This is a genomic window from Bacillus sp. SA1-12, from assembly GCF_000981385.1.
In the GTDB taxonomy this organism is placed as follows: Bacteria; Bacillota; Bacilli; order Bacillales; family Bacillaceae; genus Metabacillus.
This window is the reverse complement of the sequence record NZ_LATZ01000022.1, coordinates 12,964-34,360: the sequence shown is the minus strand read 5'-3', so window position 1 is coordinate 34,360 and position 21,397 is coordinate 12,964. Positions and strand designations below refer to the sequence as shown.

General features: G+C 36.5%; 19 protein-coding genes. 3 read left to right on the top strand and 16 right to left on the bottom strand.

The genetic code is table 11. From position 1 onward, the window contains the following. Window positions 1–35 precede the first annotated feature (35 nt). Complete coding sequence (locus WQ54_RS13610; protein ID WP_046517433.1) at window positions 36–1,190, top strand: acetoin utilization protein AcuC; 1,155 nt, start codon at window positions 36–38, stop codon at window positions 1,188–1,190. A gap of 75 nt (window positions 1,191–1,265) precedes the next feature. Here the strand turns inward: WQ54_RS13610 and WQ54_RS13605 are convergent, their stop codons facing one another. From WQ54_RS13605 to WQ54_RS13580, 6 genes are all read right to left on the bottom strand, one after another. After that, window positions 1,266–3,092 carry a dihydroorotate dehydrogenase gene (locus WQ54_RS13605; protein ID WP_046517431.1) on the bottom strand — a complete coding sequence of 609 codons (1,827 nt, stop codon included), beginning with the start codon at window positions 3,090–3,092 and terminating at the stop codon, window positions 1,266–1,268. A gap of 96 nt (window positions 3,093–3,188) precedes the next feature. Further along, window positions 3,189–4,190, bottom strand: coding sequence for a catabolite control protein A (ccpA, locus tag WQ54_RS13600; RefSeq protein WP_046517430.1), 1,002 nt, complete (start codon window positions 4,188–4,190; stop codon window positions 3,189–3,191). A gap of 405 nt (window positions 4,191–4,595) precedes the next feature. Further along, window positions 4,596–5,672 carry a bifunctional 3-deoxy-7-phosphoheptulonate synthase/chorismate mutase gene (locus WQ54_RS13595; RefSeq protein ID WP_046517428.1) on the bottom strand — a complete coding sequence of 359 codons (1,077 nt, stop codon included), beginning with the start codon at window positions 5,670–5,672 and terminating at the stop codon, window positions 4,596–4,598. Between the two features lie 384 nt (window positions 5,673–6,056). Beyond that, a complete protein-coding gene (gene ytxJ / locus WQ54_RS13590) occupies window positions 6,057–6,386 on the bottom strand; it encodes a bacillithiol system redox-active protein YtxJ (RefSeq protein ID WP_046517426.1) in 330 nt (109 codons plus the stop codon). Window positions 6,387–6,428: 42 nt separating this feature from the next. Next, the gene (locus WQ54_RS13585; protein WP_046517425.1) at window positions 6,429–6,938 is read right to left on the bottom strand and encodes a YtxH domain-containing protein; all 510 of its coding nucleotides are present in this window, start codon (window positions 6,936–6,938) and stop codon (window positions 6,429–6,431) included. A 33-nt stretch (window positions 6,939–6,971) separates the two neighbouring features. Next, entirely contained in the window at window positions 6,972–7,400 is a 429-nt protein-coding gene (locus WQ54_RS13580; RefSeq protein ID WP_046517423.1) for a DUF948 domain-containing protein, read from the bottom strand. A 371-nt stretch (window positions 7,401–7,771) separates the two neighbouring features. On the opposite strand from WQ54_RS13580, the gene WQ54_RS13575 reads away from it, so the two are divergent. Then, a complete protein-coding gene (locus WQ54_RS13575; protein WP_046517421.1) occupies window positions 7,772–8,887 on the top strand; it encodes an aminopeptidase in 1,116 nt (371 codons plus the stop codon). Window positions 8,888–9,067: 180 nt separating this feature from the next. Here WQ54_RS13575 and WQ54_RS13570 read toward each other — a convergent pair whose 3' ends face one another. The 3 genes from WQ54_RS13570 to WQ54_RS13560 are packed head-to-tail and all read right to left on the bottom strand — an operon-like array spanning window position 9,068 to window position 11,763. Beyond that, on the bottom strand, window positions 9,068–9,832 hold the full coding sequence (locus WQ54_RS13570) for an ABC transporter permease (protein WP_046517419.1): 765 nt from the start codon (window positions 9,830–9,832) through the stop codon (window positions 9,068–9,070). Next, the gene (locus WQ54_RS13565) at window positions 9,832–10,758 is read right to left on the bottom strand and encodes an ABC transporter ATP-binding protein (RefSeq protein WP_046517417.1); all 927 of its coding nucleotides are present in this window, start codon (window positions 10,756–10,758) and stop codon (window positions 9,832–9,834) included. The genes WQ54_RS13570 and WQ54_RS13565 overlap by 1 nt, the downstream gene beginning before the upstream one ends. A gap of 24 nt (window positions 10,759–10,782) precedes the next feature. Then, window positions 10,783–11,763, bottom strand: a complete 981-nt coding sequence (locus WQ54_RS13560; RefSeq protein WP_046517415.1) for a glycerophosphodiester phosphodiesterase family protein — start codon at window positions 11,761–11,763, stop codon at window positions 10,783–10,785. Between the two features lie 120 nt (window positions 11,764–11,883). On the opposite strand from WQ54_RS13560, the gene WQ54_RS13555 reads away from it, so the two are divergent. Next, on the top strand, window positions 11,884–12,558 hold the full coding sequence (locus WQ54_RS13555; protein ID WP_052737787.1) for an FHA domain-containing protein: 675 nt from the start codon (window positions 11,884–11,886) through the stop codon (window positions 12,556–12,558). A gap of 67 nt (window positions 12,559–12,625) precedes the next feature. Here the strand turns inward: WQ54_RS13555 and murC are convergent, their stop codons facing one another. The 7 genes from murC to WQ54_RS13520 form a co-directional block, all read right to left on the bottom strand. Continuing rightward, a complete protein-coding gene (gene murC / locus WQ54_RS13550) occupies window positions 12,626–13,924 on the bottom strand; it encodes a UDP-N-acetylmuramate--L-alanine ligase (RefSeq protein WP_046517413.1) in 1,299 nt (432 codons plus the stop codon). Between the two features lie 326 nt (window positions 13,925–14,250). Continuing rightward, the gene (locus tag WQ54_RS13545) at window positions 14,251–14,904 is read right to left on the bottom strand and encodes a hypothetical protein (protein WP_046517412.1); all 654 of its coding nucleotides are present in this window, start codon (window positions 14,902–14,904) and stop codon (window positions 14,251–14,253) included. A gap of 39 nt (window positions 14,905–14,943) precedes the next feature. After that, a complete protein-coding gene (locus tag WQ54_RS35285; RefSeq protein WP_046517410.1) occupies window positions 14,944–18,117 on the bottom strand; it encodes a DNA translocase FtsK in 3,174 nt (1,057 codons plus the stop codon). A gap of 538 nt (window positions 18,118–18,655) precedes the next feature. Then, a complete protein-coding gene (locus tag WQ54_RS13535) occupies window positions 18,656–19,459 on the bottom strand; it encodes a DUF1444 domain-containing protein (RefSeq protein WP_046517407.1) in 804 nt (267 codons plus the stop codon). A 35-nt stretch (window positions 19,460–19,494) separates the two neighbouring features. Next, complete coding sequence (locus tag WQ54_RS13530; RefSeq protein WP_046517466.1) at window positions 19,495–19,812, bottom strand: thioredoxin family protein; 318 nt, start codon at window positions 19,810–19,812, stop codon at window positions 19,495–19,497. 303 nt (window positions 19,813–20,115) lie between these two features. Continuing rightward, a complete protein-coding gene (locus WQ54_RS13525) occupies window positions 20,116–20,613 on the bottom strand; it encodes a hypothetical protein (RefSeq protein WP_046517464.1) in 498 nt (165 codons plus the stop codon). Window positions 20,614–20,854: 241 nt separating this feature from the next. Then, a complete protein-coding gene (locus WQ54_RS13520) occupies window positions 20,855–21,382 on the bottom strand; it encodes a DUF84 family protein (RefSeq protein WP_046517406.1) in 528 nt (175 codons plus the stop codon). Window positions 21,383–21,397 lie beyond the last annotated feature (15 nt).

Genomic DNA, 21,397 nt, shown 5'->3' with positions numbered 1-21,397 from the left:
TTAGCTATATGGCCCAAAATAGCGGGGAACAGTAAATGGCAGTAAATGACACCGTATTTATCTATTCTCCTCAATATCAAGCTTATAAGTTTCATCAAGATCATCCCTTTAATCAGTTACGAGTTGAACTTACCTTTGACTTATTGAAACAAATGAATGCCATAGAGGATAAAGACATCATAACACCTAAGATCGCTTCAGAGGATGAATTAGCACTTGTCCATGATAAGAGGTATATTCAAACAATTAAACGAGCTGGACAAGGACAATTAAATGAAGAAGAAGCACTTAATTATGGAATCGGAACTGAGGATACGCCCATTTTTACAAATATGCATGAGGCAAGCTCCCTCTTGGTAGGCGGAACCTTAACGGCTGTCGAATATGTAATGAAAGGGAAAGCAAAGCATGCTGCTAACTTCGGAGGCGGTCTGCATCACGGTTTTCGCGGTAAAGCATCAGGATTTTGCATTTATAATGATTGCTCTGTAGCCATTAAATATTTACAAGAAAAATATGGTGCAAGAGTGTTATATATTGATACTGATGCCCATCACGGTGATGGAGTTCAGTGGACATTTTATGATGATCCAACTGTCTGTACACTCTCCATTCATGAAACAGGGCGATATTTATTTCCAGGGACCGGGAATATCACCGAGCGAGGCTCCGGCAAAGGATATGGCTATTCATTTAATATTCCATTGGACGCTTTTACAGAGGATGAATCATGGCTTCATGCCTACCGTACATCTGCAAAAGAGGTTGCAGCTTTTTTCAAACCTGATATCATTCTCACGCAACATGGGACTGATGCACATTATTTTGACCCATTAACACATTTATCAGCATCAATGGCGATTTACCATGAAATCCCACGTCTTGCACATGAATTAGCTCATAAATATTGTGATGGACGCTGGATTGCAGTTGGTGGCGGAGGCTATGACATTTGGCGGGTTGTTCCTAGAGCTTGGAGCTTGGTTTGGCTTGAAATGATCAACATGAAAGCACCAAATAAACTGCCAAAGTCTTGGATTGAGAAATGGCAAACGGAGGCTCCTGTAACTCTTCCTGAGAACTGGTATGACGCTGCCGACCTATACAAGCCAATTCCCCGTAAGCAAGAGATAGAAGAAAAAAATGCAGCAACTGTTGCAAAAGCTCTATATTCCATTCGGCAAAATTAAGAATAAACTAAGTCTATTAGTATAGCAACCTACTGTTTTAGCAGAAAGGTTGCTATTTTTTAATAACCATATAATTTATCTTCTCATTAGATATGGAAAAGACAGTATTAAGCCAAAAACATATAAAATAATAGCTATATACGCAGGCAATAAATGAATAAATGTCGTATATCCAATAACAAAATGAGTGATAATACCTGCTAAAAAAGCCGGAATTCCGCCAATAAATAGACTCCACCACACCCATTTTTCTCCTTCACGGAATCCCCATATTGAGAGTAAGAATACAAGTAGGCCTACACTTAACAGGGCACTGCCAAAGCCTGCACGGTCATGGGCAATAACAGGGATTAATTCTTCATTATATTGAGTAAGCATTTCAGATGTGAGACATAAATAACCTATATCAGTAGAAACAAATACCGATGTAGCCCCTAAATAGGAAATGACAATACCTCCAACGCTAAAAGCTGCACCTAGAATAATAAATGCAAGCTGTCCATACAAAGAAAGTTTCCATGCAAAATGATTTGAATCATTTCGTGATTTTGGTGTATCGACTGCTTCTTTGGTTTTTATATAACCTGTCATAAACAAAGGCAGTAAAATAAGCCAAAAAAGTCCATGAAGCCAATCAAAATAACCATATCCGATAAAAAGCAGTATCCCTAAAAACCCGGTAATCCCTGCAATATTAAAAATTTTTCTACACCAGTGAATTCCGTACTTAATGCCATGCTTCGCTAAATTCATATATAGTATTCCTCCAGATATCATCGTACCTGAAAGGGTCATTCTATCATGTGCCATAAAATATAAAATATTCTCGTTAAAAGCAAGCAAATCTGCTCTTGTGATTCCAAGAAAAGCTTCATCATAGGGCAAAACAACTCTTGTCATGCTAAAAAAAAGTGCCAGCAAGCCACCTATTAAAATACATAAACCAAATAACCAATACCAGCGCCATCCAGGAAATATCGTTTGGTTAATGCCATCCATAAGATTATATAAACATTCCCCTATTCGCTTCGGTAAACCAGGTCCTGCTGTAATATATCCGGAGGATAATAAAAGCAGTGTTGCCCCGCTGTCTAAAAGAGCAATCGCGTCCTTTGGTTCATGAACACCACCAGATGTTATAATAGGTACTGTTTTATCCATTTCCATTCTAAGGATTTTCAAGCTAGTTAATAAATCTAGAAACGGATTATTTGATTTGTCTTCATCTAAAATAACTCCATCAAGATTATTACTATAAAAAAAAGATAGAAATGTAGAGCAGGCCTCTTTAAGTAGGTCAGTCTGTACAGATAAAAAAATCTTTTTACCAGCGAGCTGCTTCTGAATTTTTGATATAAGCTCTGGACGTAAGGCTTCCGAATATTCCAACACAATGATATCACCGTACATTCCTAATGCTGCAGCCAATTCAACCATTTCGCTCTCCGATCCTTTTATGCGAATGATTTTTTTCATTGACAATGACGAAAACTGCTCTAACTTCTCAACTGTTTTCTTTAATCCTAGTGTTTCTGCTTCAGCAGGGAATGTAATACGCTGTTCCTGACGATTATAATACGGCTTCACATTTGAATGAGAAGGATTCATGGTTACTGGGCCAATTTCAATGAAACTAAAACCTAAATTGACGAAGGCTGCGGTTCCCGATAAATTTGGATCAACCTTGCCACTCAATCCTACTGGAGATGAAAAAATCAAATCACCAGCTTTCACTTCAACTTCCGGTGCTGTTTCGATGTGGCCTAAGAACCTTATAAGCTGTTTTCCTCCTGAAACCGAAGCAATCATGCTCATGCTTTTATGGATTAGCTCACGACTAATATGTCCTGGTAATTTGCAAAAAAGAGGTCGAAATAATGGATGGTAAGACCAATCAGGCATTCTTCATCACCTTTACTGTCATGTTTTTCCTTTCCTACATCATACCATAACAAAGAAAAAACGAGCTGACCTTTGACAGGCTCGCTCGTTTTTTGATTATTTCGTTGATTGTCTATACTCAATTCGATGAGGAAGCTCGACGATATGATTATCGACTTCTTCTTTGTTCATTAATTTTGTAAGTAATCTCATCGCAACAGCACCTATATCATAAGTTGGTTGCACGACTGTTGTAAGGGTTGGGCGCACCATTGTCGCAAGACGGGTATTATCAAAACCAACAATTTCAAAATCAGATGGGATTGAGTAATTTCTGTCTTGTGCAGCGTGGATGACACCTAATGCCATTTCATCTGTTCCAACGAAAATAGCTGTTGGTTTTTCACTCAATTCATCGATTTTTTCAAAGGCTTCAATTCCTGAATCGTACGTATAATCACCTTCAACTACCAATGCCTCATCAAAAGCAATACCTGCTTCCTCTAAAGCTCTTCTATAACCTACAGACTTTTTCAATCGATTTACCGGCTCTTCAGCAGGTCCCTCAACATATGCGATTTTTTTATGACCTTTTTCAATTAGCATTGAAGTCACGTCAAATGCAGCTTGTTCATAATTAATATTTACAGAAGGTGTTGTTTCTGTTAAATCCACAGAAGCAGCTAACACGATTGGAACTGGTGAACGCTTAAATTGATCGACAAGCTCTTCTGTTACATTTCCACTCATGAAAACAATACCATCAACCTGTTTTCCGAGCATAGTGTTTAAAAGATGAAGCTCCTTGTCTTTATTTTGGTCAGAGTTGCTTAGGATGATGTTGTATTTATACATTGTCGCAATATCTTCGATTCCTCGAGCAAGCTCTGAATAAAAGATACTCGAAATATCAGGGATGATAACCCCGACCGTTGTTGTTTTCTTGCTCGCTAATCCTCTTGCAACTGCGTTAGGACGATATCCTAATCTCTCAATAGCATCCAATACTTTTTTTCTTGTAGTTGGCTTTACATTAGGATTACCGTTTACTACACGAGAAACAGTTGCCATCGATACATTTGCCTCACGGGCAACATCATATATTGTTACACTTGTCATTTTGAACACTCCTTCAAATACTTTCAAGACGTTTATTTAAAATTTCCACTTTAAATTTCGCTATATTTTATGTAGAAAATTGGTTTCTCTTGTCAAATAGCCAGATTTAAGCGCGTTCTATGTAAACTTATCATACGATACTCTGAATTCGTCTGCAATCAATTTCAATCGATTTTTACCTTGTTGTCACATTTTGTTCATTTTTTCACAAACACTTTTTATAAGCTTATAAATAAATCCTATCCTTAAAATGCTTTATACAAATATTTTAACCATAAAATATAACATTTATTTATAAAAAACAAACAAATAAAAAGATTGGCCCATTTTCCAGATTTTCCTTCATCATTTAGATGAGTTTTTAAGAAAATCCAGTGAGCCAACCTTAAGTTGATGACAATTAGGTTATACGTTCACTTTCACTAAAGGCTTTAATTCAGTAATAAACTGATCAAATTGTTCAAAGTCCATTTGCTGTGCTGAGTCAGATAAAGCAACAGCTGGATCAGGATGAACCTCAGCCATTACACCATCGGCACCTATAGCTAAAGCAGCCTTAGCTGTTGGAACTAATAAGTCTCTTCTGCCTGTTGAGTGTGTAACATCCACAAATACCGGTAAGTGTGTTTCTTGTTTTAAAATTGGTACTGCAGAAATATCTAATGTATTTCTGGTTGCACGCTCATACGTACGAATACCGCGCTCACAAAGGATAATTTGGTCATTTCCTTGTGAGATAATGTATTCTGCTGCATTTACGAACTCGTCAATTGTTGCCGCTAATCCGCGTTTTAGAAGAACCGGCTTTCTAACAGCACCTGCCGCTTTTAATAGTTCAAAGTTTTGCATATTACGTGCACCGATTTGAATGATGTCAACATAATCCAACGCAACTTCGATATCAGCAGGATTTACAATTTCACTTATGATCGCTAACCCGTACTCATCTCCAACTTTTCTTAATATTTTCAACCCTTCAAGACCAAGACCCTGGAAGTCGTAAGGACTTGTACGCGGTTTAAAAGCGCCGCCGCGTAAAATTTTAATTCCTTGTTTAACTGCTTGTTCAGCTACAGCTGCAACCTGCTCATAGCTTTCAACTGCACAAGGACCAATGATAAACGATTGGCTTCCATCACCAATTTTCACACCGTTAACCTCAACAATTGTATCTTCAGGCTTTTTCTTACGGGAAACAAGCAATGCCTTGCTGTGGTCATCTTCTTGCAATTCTAGGCCAGCTTTAAAAATTTCCTTAAAAATATGTTGCAGGGTTGAATCTAAAAATGGGCCATCATTATATTCTTTAATGCTGTTTAACATTTTGCGTTCACGAACTGGATCATATCGGTTGACACCTTGTGCTTCCTTCGCTTTTCCAATCTCTTGTACAAGTCTTCCACGCTCATTAATCAGCTTTAGAATTTGTAAATTAATCTCATCTACTCTCTCTCTCAATGCTTCTAATTCTGCATTACTCATCTCTCTCATCCCTTCCGAAGTAAAATATCGAAAATCACTAACCCACATCTCATTGAATAAACTTGAAATAAGAATAATAAAATCACAGAATACTAACATAAAAAGTTAGGAGTCTATAATGTAATAGACGAAGATTCTTTATCAATATTATCATTCATGAAAAGTGTGGAGCTGTTTCTTTAATTAGTTGTAATTATAAACGATAAAATTCCTCTTGTCACGAAAAACTTTAACATTTAAACGCTTTTAAGCTTTTAAGCTTTTAAGTGATAAAGTATCATTCATTATAACATGAAAAGATACATTAATTCTCCTCTATTTTCTATGTAAATTAAAGAAAAAGGTGTTTGGCCTCTTGAAATGAAGCTCAAACACCTTCACATTTTACTGTGTGATCTCTTTTTCCAATGCTTCGTTTGTGATCTTCCAATGCGAGGCATTCCACACTACTTCCCGCCCCTTAAATAAAAGCGCTTGTGGAGATTCATGTTTAATTCCAAACGTTTCAGCAATATAAGTAGATAACGGTCTGGACTCTTGAACATGCAAATGATAACTCGGAAAGTTTTGATGTTTTTCTGCAAATTCTTGATATTCCTCGAACGCAGCCTGACTAATTGGACAGGTTAAGCTGTTTTTTACAAACAGAAATTGTTCATGTTTATTAAATAATTCTTCAAATTGTTCGATTGTTTCAATTGTTTGTTTACTCACGTTTTTCACCTTTTCATCCAGAATACTGCCTGCTTTTCAATGTTATGAGTTTGTATTTACTTCGTCTCTTATCACTGTATTGACACCCGCAGATTGTTCCTTGTCCTTGTTTTCGTCCTGCTCAATCGCATCAACTGCTTCTGCAATAGAAGCTGAAATAGCTTCATCATTCATTTTTCCATCACCTTGAGGAGCTGATGCACCATCGGAAACTTGTTCTAAAGCCTCCGCTACTTCCTTTTGAACCACTTCAGATTGCCCTTTTGAGGCACTTGTAATGTCGCGGACCTTATTCATGATTTGTGAAGACTGCTCAGTTACCACTTGAGATAAAGAAGCCGTTTTTTCTTTCGCAACATTTGCAAGACCTGTGCCTTTTTCTAACGTTTGACTAGTAAATTTGCCAGTACGGTCACGCATGACATTTGCCTGTTGTCCAAGGTTTTCGCGAATTTCCTTCCCTGATTTAGGTGCTAAAAATAAAGCTGCTGCTGCACCTACTAATCCTCCGATAAGTGAACCCATTAGAAAATCCTTATTATTTTTTGCCATTTTGATCTACCTCCTGTAAATATAGACATTGTCTTAAATGGATGTCTTTTTTTCATTCTTTTGCTTCCATTTTGCCCAGATTTCCATTGCGGCATTACTCCATTGAACAACTTGATTTACTTTATCTTGATTCTGTTCCAAATTTGTTGAAACAGAGGTTGTCACTTTTTTAACAGATTGATTCAGCTGTTGAATTGTTGTTCCAACATCCTTTACCGATTCGACAACCGAATTTAATTTTTCTGACTTATGTTGAATATCTTCTGCAAGTTCATTTGTTTTATGTAGTAATAATGTTGTTTCCGTCGTGATCCCTGTCATTTGCTTTTCAAGCCCTGATAAAGTACTTGCTACATTTGTTAACGTTTCCTGCAAGGCCTTCAATGTTTTTGACACGTACACAACTAAAATCGTAAAAGCGATTGCGATTAGCGCAATACTTAAGTATAAAATGATAATCATGTCTAACACCTCCTAAATCAATACTGTACAATTACCCATTATATTCTATTATAAACATAAAATTTACATTATAGCTAAATTCTCCATTCAATTTGACATTCCCTTTGTCAATTTTTGCAAAAAGAATAAAAGAATGTTTCAATTTGATGAAGATAAATTATGACGTTTCTTTATTAGGTTCGGGTACAATAAGAGTATTAAAGGTTAGCAATGAAAAAGCTCATTGTTGATTTTTGTAAACTTTGCCGATTGGAGCATTAGGTGTGAAACGTTAAGGATGCTTAATAACCACACTCGCTATAGCTGAGCTCCTGAAACGGACAAGGCACGTTTAAAAGCGCAAAAATATTATAAGGACAGGGGGATTTCTTTTGAAGGATCCACGTATTGAAACATTAGCAAAGAATTTAATTAATTACTCAATCCGGTTGCAAAAGGGAGAAAAGGTCTTAATTGAAAATTTCGGCTTACAAAAAGAGCTGGTTATTGAGCTTGTAAAAGAAGCCTATGCAGCAGGAGGTTTCCCATTTGTTTCGTTAAAGGATCATCAGGTTGATCGGGCTTTAATGATGGGGGGACAAGAAGAACAGTATCATATGATTGCTGACTTTGAAGCAGAAGTAATGAAGAAAATGGATGCATACATAGGTTTAAGATCCGGTAATAACATAAATGAATTTGCTGACATACCTGATGAAAAAATGAAGTTGCATGGACAAACAGTCGGTCAAAAGGTACATCGCGAAATTCGTGTTCCAAAAACAAAATGGGTTGTCTTACGATATCCAACTACATCGATGGCACAGCTTGCAAAAATGAGTACAGAGCAATTTGAAGACTTTTATTTCGATGTATGTAATTTGAATTACAGCAAAATGGATAAGGCAATGGATCCTTTAGTTGATTTAATGAATCGAACAGATAAAGTTCGATTAACTGGTAAAGGTACAGATTTAACCTTCTCCATAAAAAACATTTCGGCTATCAAATGCTCCGGGCAAATGAATATTCCAGACGGTGAAGTTTATACTGCACCTGTTCGTGATTCAGTTAACGGACAAATTACATATAATACACCGTCACCTTATAACGGATTTACCTTTGAAAATGTTCAATTAACCTTTAAGAATGGAAAAATTATAGAAGCAACAGCAAATGACAGCGAACGAATCAACAAAATATTTGATACCGATGAAGGTGCAAGGTATATTGGAGAATTTGCAATTGGGGTCAATCCATATATTCTTCATCCTATGCAAGACATTCTTTTTGACGAAAAAATTGATGGAAGCTTCCACTTTACACCAGGGCAGGCATATGATGATGCATATAACGGCAATAACTCTAACATCCATTGGGATATGGTCATGATTCAGCGTCCTGAATATGGAGGCGGTGAGATTTATTTTGATGATGTGCTGATCCGAAAAGACGGCCGCTTTGTCATTTCTGAACTGGAAAGCCTGAATCCAGAAAACTTAAAATAAAGCGAGACTCCATTGGTGCGGGTTTTCTTCATCCCCACTAATGGTTGTGCTGAGACTTATCGGATCTTTACGGGCAGTTATTGGGGTTTTACTGCCCGTTAAGATGGGGATAAAGCAAGAATTATAAAGAAATGACGCTTGGATTCTTTGTTCCCAAGCGTCATTTTAGTATGGCTATATTTATACGTGTACATCTCTTTTAGTGAACGTTAAAGAAGATATAACTAGAAAAAATACCAAATGAATAACAACATTTATTATAGAAAAAGATAATGTCATCCCTTCGAACAAAGGTTCTCCGAAGAAATAAGGCATTAAATTCGTATTCGTAAATAACAAATACTTTCCTGCCTCATATTGATAATGTTCTAATAGAGTGATCACTACATCTGATGTAAAGACAAGAAAGAAGGGCACGGAAATGGAAAACACACTGCTTCTTGTTAACGCAGAAAAGCTAAAAGCGATCGTCCCCATCACGAAAATTTCAATTAATTGAAAAAAATAGCCTCCTAAACCAACTAAAACTCGATGATCAAGATTAAAAACTGTATCCATATAAAAAACAATCCCAAGAAGCACAGACATAAATAGTTGTAATAAGACAAGGAAAATAATCGTATATACCACAACTATATATTTTGAAAGTAAAATTTTAACCCTTTTGACCGGACGTGTAAACAAAAACTTAATTGTCCCTTTTTCGAATTCACTGGAAACCATATCACCGGCAATAACGATACACATTAATTGAATCACTAGCAGTAAGTATGAGCTTACTTGGATATAATCCCAAAACGTAAATTCAATTCCTTTGAATAGAAACATAAAAAAGATACTGACAATAAGATTCATGATTCCCATTATGCCGATCATGATCCAGATTCGAGGGCGCTTGAAGAGCTTCATGTGTTCATTTTTAATTAAATGAAGAAATGGCACCATTATTCTTCACCTCGCAATTTATGTAGAAACATCTCTTCAAGCGGACTGCCTAGACGTTCGATTCCGACAACATCTATTCCAGCTTCAACAAGCAGTCTATTTACATCTGCTACTTGCTGTGTCTCTAATTTAATGGAAAACCCGCTGGAATGTAATTCGGTGATCTCTAAATCAGGTTGGTTTATTAAAAAGGATTTTGCTTTTCCAACATTTATTATTCTAAAGGAATAAGTCTGCTTTTTAGTTGACCCATTTTGTAAATCACTCAACGAGCCACGTTCGATGCATGTTCCATCATTTATTACCAATACGCTATCACAAATCAATTCTATTTCTGCCAATAAATGACTTGAGATGATGATGGAGACGTCTTTTTCTGTTGAAAGCTTTTTTAATATCTTCCTTAAACTGATGATTCCTTCAGGATCCAATCCATTTGTCGGTTCATCTAAAAATAGAATGGAGGGCTGATGAAGGATGGCCTGACCCAATCCCAATCTTTGCCTCATCCCTAATGAATAGGTAAACACTTTATCTGAAATATATCCTTCCATTCCAAGGAGCTCAATGACCTCATCCATACGTTGGTATGAAAAATGATCTGTCATTCGGAAAAAATGGAGCAGGTTATCATACCCGGTTAAATAATCATACATGACAGGATTTTCAATAATGGCTCCAACATTTGTAATCGCCTTTTCAAATTCTTTATTCAAATTCATATTTTCTATGTAAATTGTCCCATGTGTCGGCTTAATGAGGCCAACTAACATTTTTAATATCGTTGTTTTTCCTGAACCATTCGGTCCAAGTAAACCAAGAATTTCTCCCCGGTTCAGTTCGAAGCTAACATCTTTAATAATGGATATTTTCCCGATTTTTTTACTTAAATTGTTTACTTTTAATACTACTTCATTGTTTATCATAACAATACATTTCACCTGACTCTTTTATTTATTCTTGATAATAGGTGCAATTTTATCAATTTGATTTGTCCAAATCCAGCCTGAATAATTCTTCGGTAGCCGTTTGAGATCCTCTAATGTATCAAATCCCTCAGAAAAACCTCCTCCACCGGCTACAACTACTACTCTTGTATTTGCTTTCTCCATACGATTTATATATTTTCCCGTCCAACCCCATAAAAAGGGAGCAATTTTTTCAGGAATATGTACCTGCGTATTTTTACATGTACCAGAAACAAAACCAGTCCACCCAACTATTATATAGGGAATAAGGCAGCTTTTCATTTTCTCCTTTGACATAACCCGAACCTCAGGTAAATTCTCTTTTAAAGATTTAATTGGCTTATCTCCTCCATAAACTGTTAGAAGACTTAAGCGTTCTTTCGGAAGTTTTGCGAGAACTTTAGCTAACTGCACCCCTTCCTCAGTATCATTACTTTTAATATGAATTAAGAAGGGCTTCTCTGGAAAAAAGCTTAATACTTCCTGAAGGGATGGCATTAAGCCTATCCCTTTGCCACGAAAAGGATATGTTTTCCCATTATCGTATGTATAGCCATAACCAATGTCAACCTTTTTAAGCTCAGCCATCGTATAGTCAATTGTTTTACCTTGTACATTTGTGCGGCATTCTAACGTCCAATCGTGAAATACTGCAAACTGTCCATCTTTTGTTGGTTTAATATCAAATTCTACCAAATCTGCCCCATTCTTAAACGCTGCCTCCATAGATGGAATCGTATTTTCTAAGAAGGAATGCTCTGGTTTATAAATCATTTTTGCAGTACAAGTATCATTTTCTACATGTTTTATATCAAAAGTTTGTCCCATTCCCCGATGAGCAAGTAACTTAGGACCACTTGTTGCTTGCCTTGAAAATAGATCTGTATTATTTAGTACGACGAATAATAACAGGATGATAAAAAATACAAGAAGGTTTTTAGTTCTCTTTTTCCTAGTTTTCACTCTATACCTCCATTTCTTTTTTCACACCTATCTTATTCATTTCATTGTCGGCAAACAATAGCTATGAGATAATAATTAAATGATAAGATTCTGATAATGCAGGAAGTAAGGAGTTAACGTATGGATATTTCTTCGTTTCTTGTCATTGAACAAGCGCCATACTATCAACCAGGAGATATTCTGCCATTAAAGAACACAAAAATGGTTTTTGGCAGGGAGTCAATAGATTGGAAACCCGATATTACATTCAATAATATTTTTGTGTCGCGGAAGCACTTTACGATTTATTTTGACACTAATGCCTTCTTCATAAAAGATTTACAAAGTAAGCATGGCACATTTATTAATGGTAAAAAACTAGAACCCCATAAACAGAAAAAACTTCGTGCAAATGACAAAATTTCATTCGCAAAAGATTTAGTCCTAATGACATTCTCGATAAATAACTTTGAAGAAACTAGTGATTTTTTACCCATTACTCTCGATGACATTCAATGTAATTCAGCAACACCTACTCTCGACCGCTTGAAACAACAGGTGGTAGTTGATTGCAATTGTTATACTCTCACAGAAAAGGAGTATAAATTTATAGAGCTATTGCTTCAAAATAATCAATTCGTTTCTAAGGAGGAAGTTATTCAATATGTTTGGTCTGAAAGGTTCTCTTCCAATACGATGGAGCCAATGGTAAGTCTAGAGGAAATAAATGCTCTCGTCTACCGATTAAGAAAGAAACTGCCAGAAACTCTTGTTATTGAAACCATTAGGGGAAAAGGCTACTATTTAAAAACATAATAAAAAGCTGACTTAAATAAGAAACATTCATTCAAAAAATGTTCTTATTTATGGTCAGCTTTTTTTATTACGCTAAAACCTTTTCATATGCTTCCTGGTATTTTTGAATATCCCCTGCTCCCATAAATACTAAAACGGCACGTTTATGTGCTTTTAAGACAGACGTATCATCTTCATTAATAAGGTGGGAATTTTCTATTTTCTCAATTAAATTATTAATGGTCAATTTTCCAACATTCTCTCTGGCAGAGCCAAAAATATCACATAGATAAATATAATCTGCTTTTTGCAAGCTTTCTGCAAACTCATCTAAAAAAGATTGAGTTCTTGTAAAGGTGTGAGGTTGGAATACAGCGACAATGTCTCTGTCAGGAAACTTTTGTCTTGCTGCATCAATTGTTGCTTTAATCTCAGTTGGATGATGGGCATAATCATCAATAATGATTTGATCGCCGACTCTTTTTTCATTAAAGCGTCGTTTCACACCTTCAAAAGTTTGCAGCCTTTGTTGAATAATCTCAACATCAATTCCTTCATAGTGACAAAGTGCGATAACAGATAGGGCATTTAATACACTGTGATCGCCATATGTCGTGATTTTGAAAGAGGCATAAAAAGTGTTTCGTACAAACACATCAAATGAAGTGCCATCCGTAGATTTCACAACATTTCTCGCCTGAAAGTCATTGTCATCCCCAAAGCCATAATAAACAACAGGTACCTTAGCTTGTATTTGCTGAAGCTGCTCATCATCACCACAAGCTATAATCCCTTTATTCACTTGAAGAGCCATCTCTTGAAACGCGCTAAAGACATCTTCAATATTCGAAAAATAATCCGGATGATCAAAATCAATGTTTGTCATGATCGCATAGTCTGGTTTGTACGATAAGAAATGTCTGCGATATTCACATGCTTCAAAAACAAAATATTTACTATTAGGAATCCCATTTCCTGTTCCGTCACCAATTAAATAAGAAGTTGGCTCAGCACCTTGGATTACATGTGATAATAATCCGGTTGTAGATGTTTTTCCATGAACACCTGTTATCGCAATGCTTGTATACATTTGCATAAATTCACCCAGGAATCGATGATAACGTATGACAGGCAATCCAAGGCTATTAGCTTCTTCAATTTCCGGATGTGTATCAGGAAAAGCATTTCCTGCAATAACAGTTAAACCTTCTCTAATATTCTCCTTAGCAAAGGGTAATATTTTTATGTTACGAGCTTCCAGAGCTTTTTGAGTAAAAACCTTCTTTTCAATATCCGAACCCTGAACGACGTAATTCATATCATGTAAAATCTGTGCAAGGGCACTCATTCCAGTCCCTTTAATTCCAACAAAATGATAAACAGTCATAATTAGAACCTCCAACAAACGTCTATCTGATTGACAGTATATGACGCTCATCTAGATTTGCAACCCATCTATATGAATCGAATAAGAAAAGCACAGTTTCCTAACCGGTGGCTAAGCAACAAATTCGCTTTGGAGAAAGACTCCACTCTCTGCATTGAATCAGGTTTTTGCACAGCAGCACCTGCATTCAAGGAAGCGAAAATTCGTTTTACACTTATACTTCCTTATTTTTCATAAACATATGTATAAGCTTACGGTTGTATATTATATCACTTGCCATTTAGATTGACCATGAAAATAGTGGAAACCCTTCGGTAATTAGATATTTATTTTTCTTTTAGCGGTTGACTGGTCCAACTATAGTTTATGGCAAATTTCTTCAAAAATGTACGCCAACTATTCGAACTTCCTTCAAAATGCTGAAGCATGCTGACAATTGATTTTTGATCCCGCTGAACATAAAGGTCACTTATACATAAAAGCTGGTCAAATACTGGGATAGAACGTAAAAAAATGATTTCTTCTTGTGCCACATATTTATTGGCCGCGCTTTTTATAGTGCATTTTTCACCAGTAATTAATTTCTCTGCATATATATGATTTCCATCACATTTTATTACTTTAAACGGTTCAAGTACACTAGCCATAAAAAGCGCATGAACGATCCTGTCTAAAGGATGTCCCTTCTTACTTAATTGCTCGACAAATGTTTGATAAATGGTTATTCCTCGAATGGTTGCATAGTCATATGCAAACCAATCAAGAAAAAGCTGCTCCTCCATTTTAGAGAAAATAGAAGTAGGGACACATCCGACTTTTTCACTAAAAATATGCTTAGCCTTTACTTTCTCCCTAATGTTGACATCACGCGCAACATAGTGATGAAGAGAAGCAGCATGTTGACAAATGAAACTGGAAAGCTGTTTTTCCTTTTCTTTACGCAGCGCTTGAAAATGAATAATATTATTCATGGTTGCCAAATTTACCTCTTTTTTATCATATCATACTATTTTCTTTATCTATTCTCCATGAATCGTTTCTAATTCTTCCTCAGAGATTAAAATATCCCTTGGTTTGCTGCCACGATTTTCTGAAATAATCCCTTGCTCTTCCATCATATCTATTAATCTGGCTGCCCGGTTATAGCCGATTCGAAAACGTCTTTGAAGAAGGGATGTTGATGCTCCACCTTGATTTACCACAAATTCACAAGCTTCTAAAAAGAGTTCATCTTCCTCGGTTTGGATCGTTGCTTTTTTCACCAATTCATCCTGATGGAATAAATAATTAGGTTTAGCTTGGAGCTTCACATGTTTAACGACTCGTTCGATTTCTTCATCAGATACAAACGTCCCTTGCAGCCTAACAGCTTTTGATGAACCATTTTCTAAAAATAACATATCCCCTTTTCCAAGCAGCTTCTCAGCTCCGCTTACATCAATAATCGTTCTTGAGTCCACTTGGGATGAAACCGAAAAGGCAATTCTTGTTGGGATGTTCGCTTTGATTAATCCTGTAATGACATCAACAGAGGGACGTTGTGTTGCCACGATTAAATGAATACCGCATGCCCGCGCTTTTTGTGCAATACGGCAAATTGCTTCTTCGACATCATTCGGTGCAACCATCATTAAGTCAGCTAACTCATCGATCACAATCACTAAATATGGTAAATGCTCACCTTGTTTATGTTCGTTGACAAGCTGATTATACCTCGTAATTTCTCTTGTTCCTGAACGGGCGAATAATTCATAGCGACGTTCCATTTCCTCTACTGCCCATTTTAATGCAGCGGTCGCCGCTTTTACATCGGTAATAACAGGGCTTACTAGATGCGGAATATTATTATAAGGTGCTAGCTCAACCATCTTCGGGTCAATCAGCATCAGCTTGACTTCCTGTGGAGCTGCCTTATAAAGCAAACTTACAAGAATTGTATTAATACAAACACTTTTCCCTGACCCTGTAGCACCTGCAATAAGGCCATGCGGCATTTTCTTGAGATCTGTGACAACAGGCTGTCCTGAGATGTCTAACCCTAATACTGCCGTCATTGGTGATAGATTTGTTCTAAATTCTGAACTACGTAAAATTTCACGTAAATAAACCATCTTACTTACCTTATTTGGCACTTCTATTCCGATGGTATTTTTTCCGGGTATAGGCGCTTCAATTCTAATATCCTTTGCCGCTAAGCTTAATTTAATATCATCGCTAAGGTTAGTAATCTTGTTTACTTTTACACCAGGCTCAGGATGAACCTCAAACCTTGTAACAGCAGGACCTTGCGTCACATTAACGACACTGGCACGAACATTGAAATTTTTGAAGGTTACATCTAAGAGCTCTCTTTGATCATTCAACCATGATCGATCCTCTGAAACTTCTTTCTCTGGTATATTCAAATAAACCAGTGATGGAAATTGATAGCTAGTTTCTCTAGCTCTCATCCGCTGCTTATCACGCCCAAGCATCATCACATTGAACGGCAATGTCTTGTTTCCTGAATTTACTCTTTTACTTACTTGCTGATTCTCTTCCTTTGAACGCTCTTCTTGATGTGGAAGATCCGGTTCTTTTCGATGTTCAACTTGACCAGCATGAACTGGTTCTTGTTGCAGCACTTTTTGCTGTCCATCTTGATTCTGATCTTCTAATTCTAGCTTTATCTCTTCTCGTACTTCTACTTGATTTAGATGAACTAATTTTTGTTCTGATTCATTTCGCTGATACTCTTGTCCAATAAGATCTGGTTCTTGGTCTATTTCATTTCGTTCTTTCTCTTGATAAGTTAATCCTTGTTCTGATTCTGTTAGCTGTTCCTCATTTGCAAGAAGAACTGGTTCTTGACCAATATCTTGGCGTACTTCCTCTTGACCTTGATAAGTTCTTTCTTGAACTGGTTCTGTTCGCTGTTCCTCATCACCAATAAGAACTGATTCTTGGCCTATATCTTGGTGTACTTCCTCTTGACTATGCTGCCCCAATTCTTGCTCTACTTCCTTTTGTTCTTCATCATGACCGAGGTGAACTGATTCTAGTTCCGGTTCTTTCAATTGACCCTCATGAGATTGAAGGTCTGGTTCTTGGTCTATTTCACTATGTTGTTCTTCTTGAATATAATCCTGTAGTTCTCGTTCTGCTTCTTCACGTTCTTCCTCTTGTTCAGGCTTATTCAATTCTTGTTGCAGTTCTTTTACTTGTTCATCTTGACCAGCCACTTCAAATTTTAGTTCTGTCACCGCAGATTGTTCTTCTTGACGATGGTTTGCAGGCTGTTGAGTCTCATTGGGATCATAAGCTAAAAGGCGCTGCCAAATAGAAGGGCTTCTCACTTCATGGACTTCTTCGGCATCCTTTATCGTTTCAGCCTGTTGATCGTTTTGAGAGAACTCAAGCGTGTTTTCATTCTCTAATGTCCATTTTGATTCTGCTGGATTTTTAACCTTCTCGTTTGGCCAATCTTCCTCAAGCATACGGGTCAATTGATTAACATCTTTATCAAGCTGTCCTTCATTTGCCGAAACCTTTATTTGCGGATTCTCAGCAGTATGTGCTGCTGATACATGTCCATTCGTTAAAAGACTTGCTTGTTGTTGCTTTTGCTTTTCTATATCAATATGATTATTTCTAATGACCGATACTTGTTTAACTGTATGATCTAATTCTGCTGTTGTATCAGATACATTCATCTCGCCTTTATTAGAATTTAACATCTCTTCTGTTTGAATTTTTTCCAATCTGCGATGATACAGCATACTTTCTTCCCTCGGCTGAAAGCCAAATACTGGTGACGGGATGGCTGACGGACTAAAAGGACGTTTTGGTTTCTCCTCTTCCGTTTGACGGGCTTTTACTCTCGGCTTATTGATTTGTTGTTTTTGCCGCTGAGTATTCACTGACTCTTTCTTATGAGTCTTTTGTTCATATGTACGTGTTATGCTTCTAGGACGATCCTCAATGCTTGATCGTTTCTCATCTGGAATAATCGGAAACCTGAAGTTGCCTTTTGGGTACTGATAGGCAACTCTTGCTTCTGCTATGTTTTTACGATGAGTTTGTCCTTCAGCGCTTGAGGGATTGCTCATAACGTTTCGGGCTATATGATCGTTTTGCGGTTGATTTTGGCTGTTTTCATATTCCTTATCTTCTTCTCCAGTAAGAAAGGACATTAATTTTGTTATCCAATTCATCTTTCATCACTCTTTCAAATTTCAAAGATTTCTTTAACACTATTGTATCAATAAATGTCTGGATTTGTAGATAAATTCAATGTGACTCATAAACAAATCCTTATTTTGACACATCACCATAGTAGGTAAAAGGTTTTACACCTTTATATCCTTCTTCTGCGTTTTCTTCTAATTTTTTCTTCGAAAGAGCCCCTATTCCTAATATTGCATATAACGTGAAATCCAATGGCGGTGGTGCTCAGCATTCCCCACTGAAAGTTTGCAAAACTTCTCACTCTTAGACCGTTATATCCTAATGTCTCGCCGAACTTGGACAACAATCCTTTATTGGTCTTTACGAACCAGTTATTCCCTCTATATCCTTACATCTTTTAAAGCTTGAAGTGAGAGTTTACTTGCCATTAAGTTAGAATAAAAATAAAAAAGAGGGTTACCGATTCATGGAAATTAAATCAGCATCCTCTTTTATTTTCACTTAAACTGTACGGTTCCTTTTATCGATTTATGGGGATATGTGGTAGTAGAGAGTACCACTAGATTAATTTACAGGTTTATTTTTCCCTAAAATAAAAATGGGTTCAAGCTTATAATCTTCATATAAAAACGATAATGCAGTAATTGGTACAGTACCGCTCGCGAAGAAACTCATTGTTAATTGCGCAAGAATATCATAGCCAGTATGATTGCGAATATCGGCAATAATAAGTACATCCTGATGTGGAACAGCAATCGCCATTTTCCCTTCGATCTTTGCTGCGAAAGAATGTAATAAACTTTCATCCAATATTCTGCTGGCATCATAGCCATCATTTGCATTAAAGAAATAAAAAATGTTTCCGGCAACCTTATCTTCGTTTACTTTAGTCTTTAATGATCTTATATTAAAGGATGAAACTTCTTTTAATTGCTCTCTTGTCCATCCTTCTTTTTCCATCATTTTCTCATCAATAAGACGATACGTCTTGCCTAAATCTAGTGCATAATAGACCCTTGTTTCAGCAGTGTGCTCACTAAAGCATAGCGGGATCCCCTCATTGCTCTCAGAAGGAAATGAAGTTGATCGGATAACAGGAAAAATGGATTTCTCCTTCCCTGTTAACTCTTGTTTTTTATTCATAACTGTCAGCGCTTCTTCTACATAATAGACCACTTCATCTATTGCCTTATCTTTTAAGGTCTCCCATTTTGCAATAATGCCTGGAAGTGACAGTGTCACACCCTTCTTAGTATTGAAATCCTCTATTCGAAGGGAATCCTTTTCCCGATCAAAATCAAAGCGCCACTCAGGATTATTCAATTTTCCTTTTAAAAGCTCTGCCATTTTTCTTGAAGTCATTTTCATTATCATCCCCCTCCTTCCTGGTGAAAATAAAGCTTTTAGCTTTTAAGGCTATCAATAAAATCTTGTATTTCTTCCTGTGTTTTTCGATCCTTGCTAACAAATCGACCTGTTTCTTCTCCCTTGTTAAAGGCAACAAAGCTCGGGATTCCAAACACATTTAATTCACCGCATAAATCAATGAATTCGTCACGATCGACATAAAAAAATGTGTACATGCTATTTTCTTTTTCAATCTCGGGTAAAACCGGTTCTATGACACGGCAATCGGGACACCAATCTGCTGAAAACATGAGGATCACATTTTCTTTTTGAATGATTTGTTTATATTCATCAATAGAATTGAGTTTTTTCATAAATAAGACCTCCATCTTTCTCTCTGCTGTTTTCCACTCTAGTTTATATGATTCCATATCAGGTTTCCACTTTGCCAGCTTATATAAGCAAAAATCTTTCCCAAAAGCAAAAGCTCAGGACGCCTTGATCAGCCTAAAACAAATACGACGTTCAGCGGCTGACTGAATTTGCATGTCTTGTGATTTGGAGCTTGAAATCCAAGCACTATCAACATTTCTAGAATTTAATCATTTCCTAAATAGTAAAAAAAGCTGAAATCAAAGTCTTCACTTTCCCCTTTGATTTCAGCTTTTTTTACTATTTTATTGAACTGATGCAACAATGTCCATCATGTGTTTTGCATCCTCAGCAACATCATTCGCTTTTGCTTCAGTTGTTAATTTTGTACCACCGATCCCAACTGTAACCTCGTAACTATTTTTTTCAAGTTTATTAACATTTAGATAGCCGAAACGTTTAGAATCTTTAAAGGTTTCAGAGATAAATGGATTTTTGTATTGTTTAGCTAAAGCCTCATATGAAACTTCACTTGTTGCTTCTTCGTTTTGATTAACAAATAAAATATAGCTTTGATTCCCTTTTTCAAGCAAAATATTATATTTTTTTGTTTCCTTCACTGAGAATTTTTCAGGCAAATAATATGAGAATAACGCTGTTTTTTCGTTTACATTCATCGATTTGCCTTCAAATGACTGCTTTGTTGCATCTATTGTCGTTTTCGTTAACTCTTCATCTGATATTGTACAGCCTGCTAAAAAAAGCGTTACCAAAACAATTAATACAAAAGATACTTGCTTCAAATCAATCCCCCTCACAAATTTACTAGATACATAGGACTTTATTTATAATAACTCTATTGTTTTTTCCTTGACAAGGAAAATAAGACTAAAGGTTAACATTGTTAATACTGGGAAATAGAGGGATGTGCTGATACCGTGAGATTGCTGATTTGAATAAAAGGGGAAACCATAAAAAATAGGACCACTTTGTAGAGATGTGGTCCTATTTATATGAATGTTTACTTACGTACCTAAAAATACTTTACAGCTGCTTTTTTATTTTCTTCTGATAAAGATATTGACCAACTAAGAGCCGGGAAAGCTGGGTGAACATTTCCGTTCTGTCGACAAGGCCATTGGTAAAGATTCCAATTGCTCCTTGGTGATGACGAACATTATGTTTTTTCACATATTGATCCATTACATCACCTAGCTCAGTTCCATTGAATACGTCTCTTCCAATTTCATCTGGGACAATGATTCTCGCACCGCCAGCTACAATCGGTTTCATTTGCTTACAAATAAGCGCACCCCAATTACATAAAAAGTAGCCATGCTCTGTCTTGATAAGACCGCCTTCTAAACCGACGCCAATGTCAGCCTCTTCTGCTTCAAGAGCATTTTTTGCACGATTTATCGCACCGGTCATCGTTTCATCATCAGTCAAAGGCTGTGCTGAAACATGAGATGGGACGTTTATTGATCTAAATTCACCTGGCAAGTGGGAAGCAAAGGCTGCTTTTACAGCATTCACCTTTGTAGGATTTTTTGTTCCAATGGCAATCTTCATTTCTACTCTCCTCTA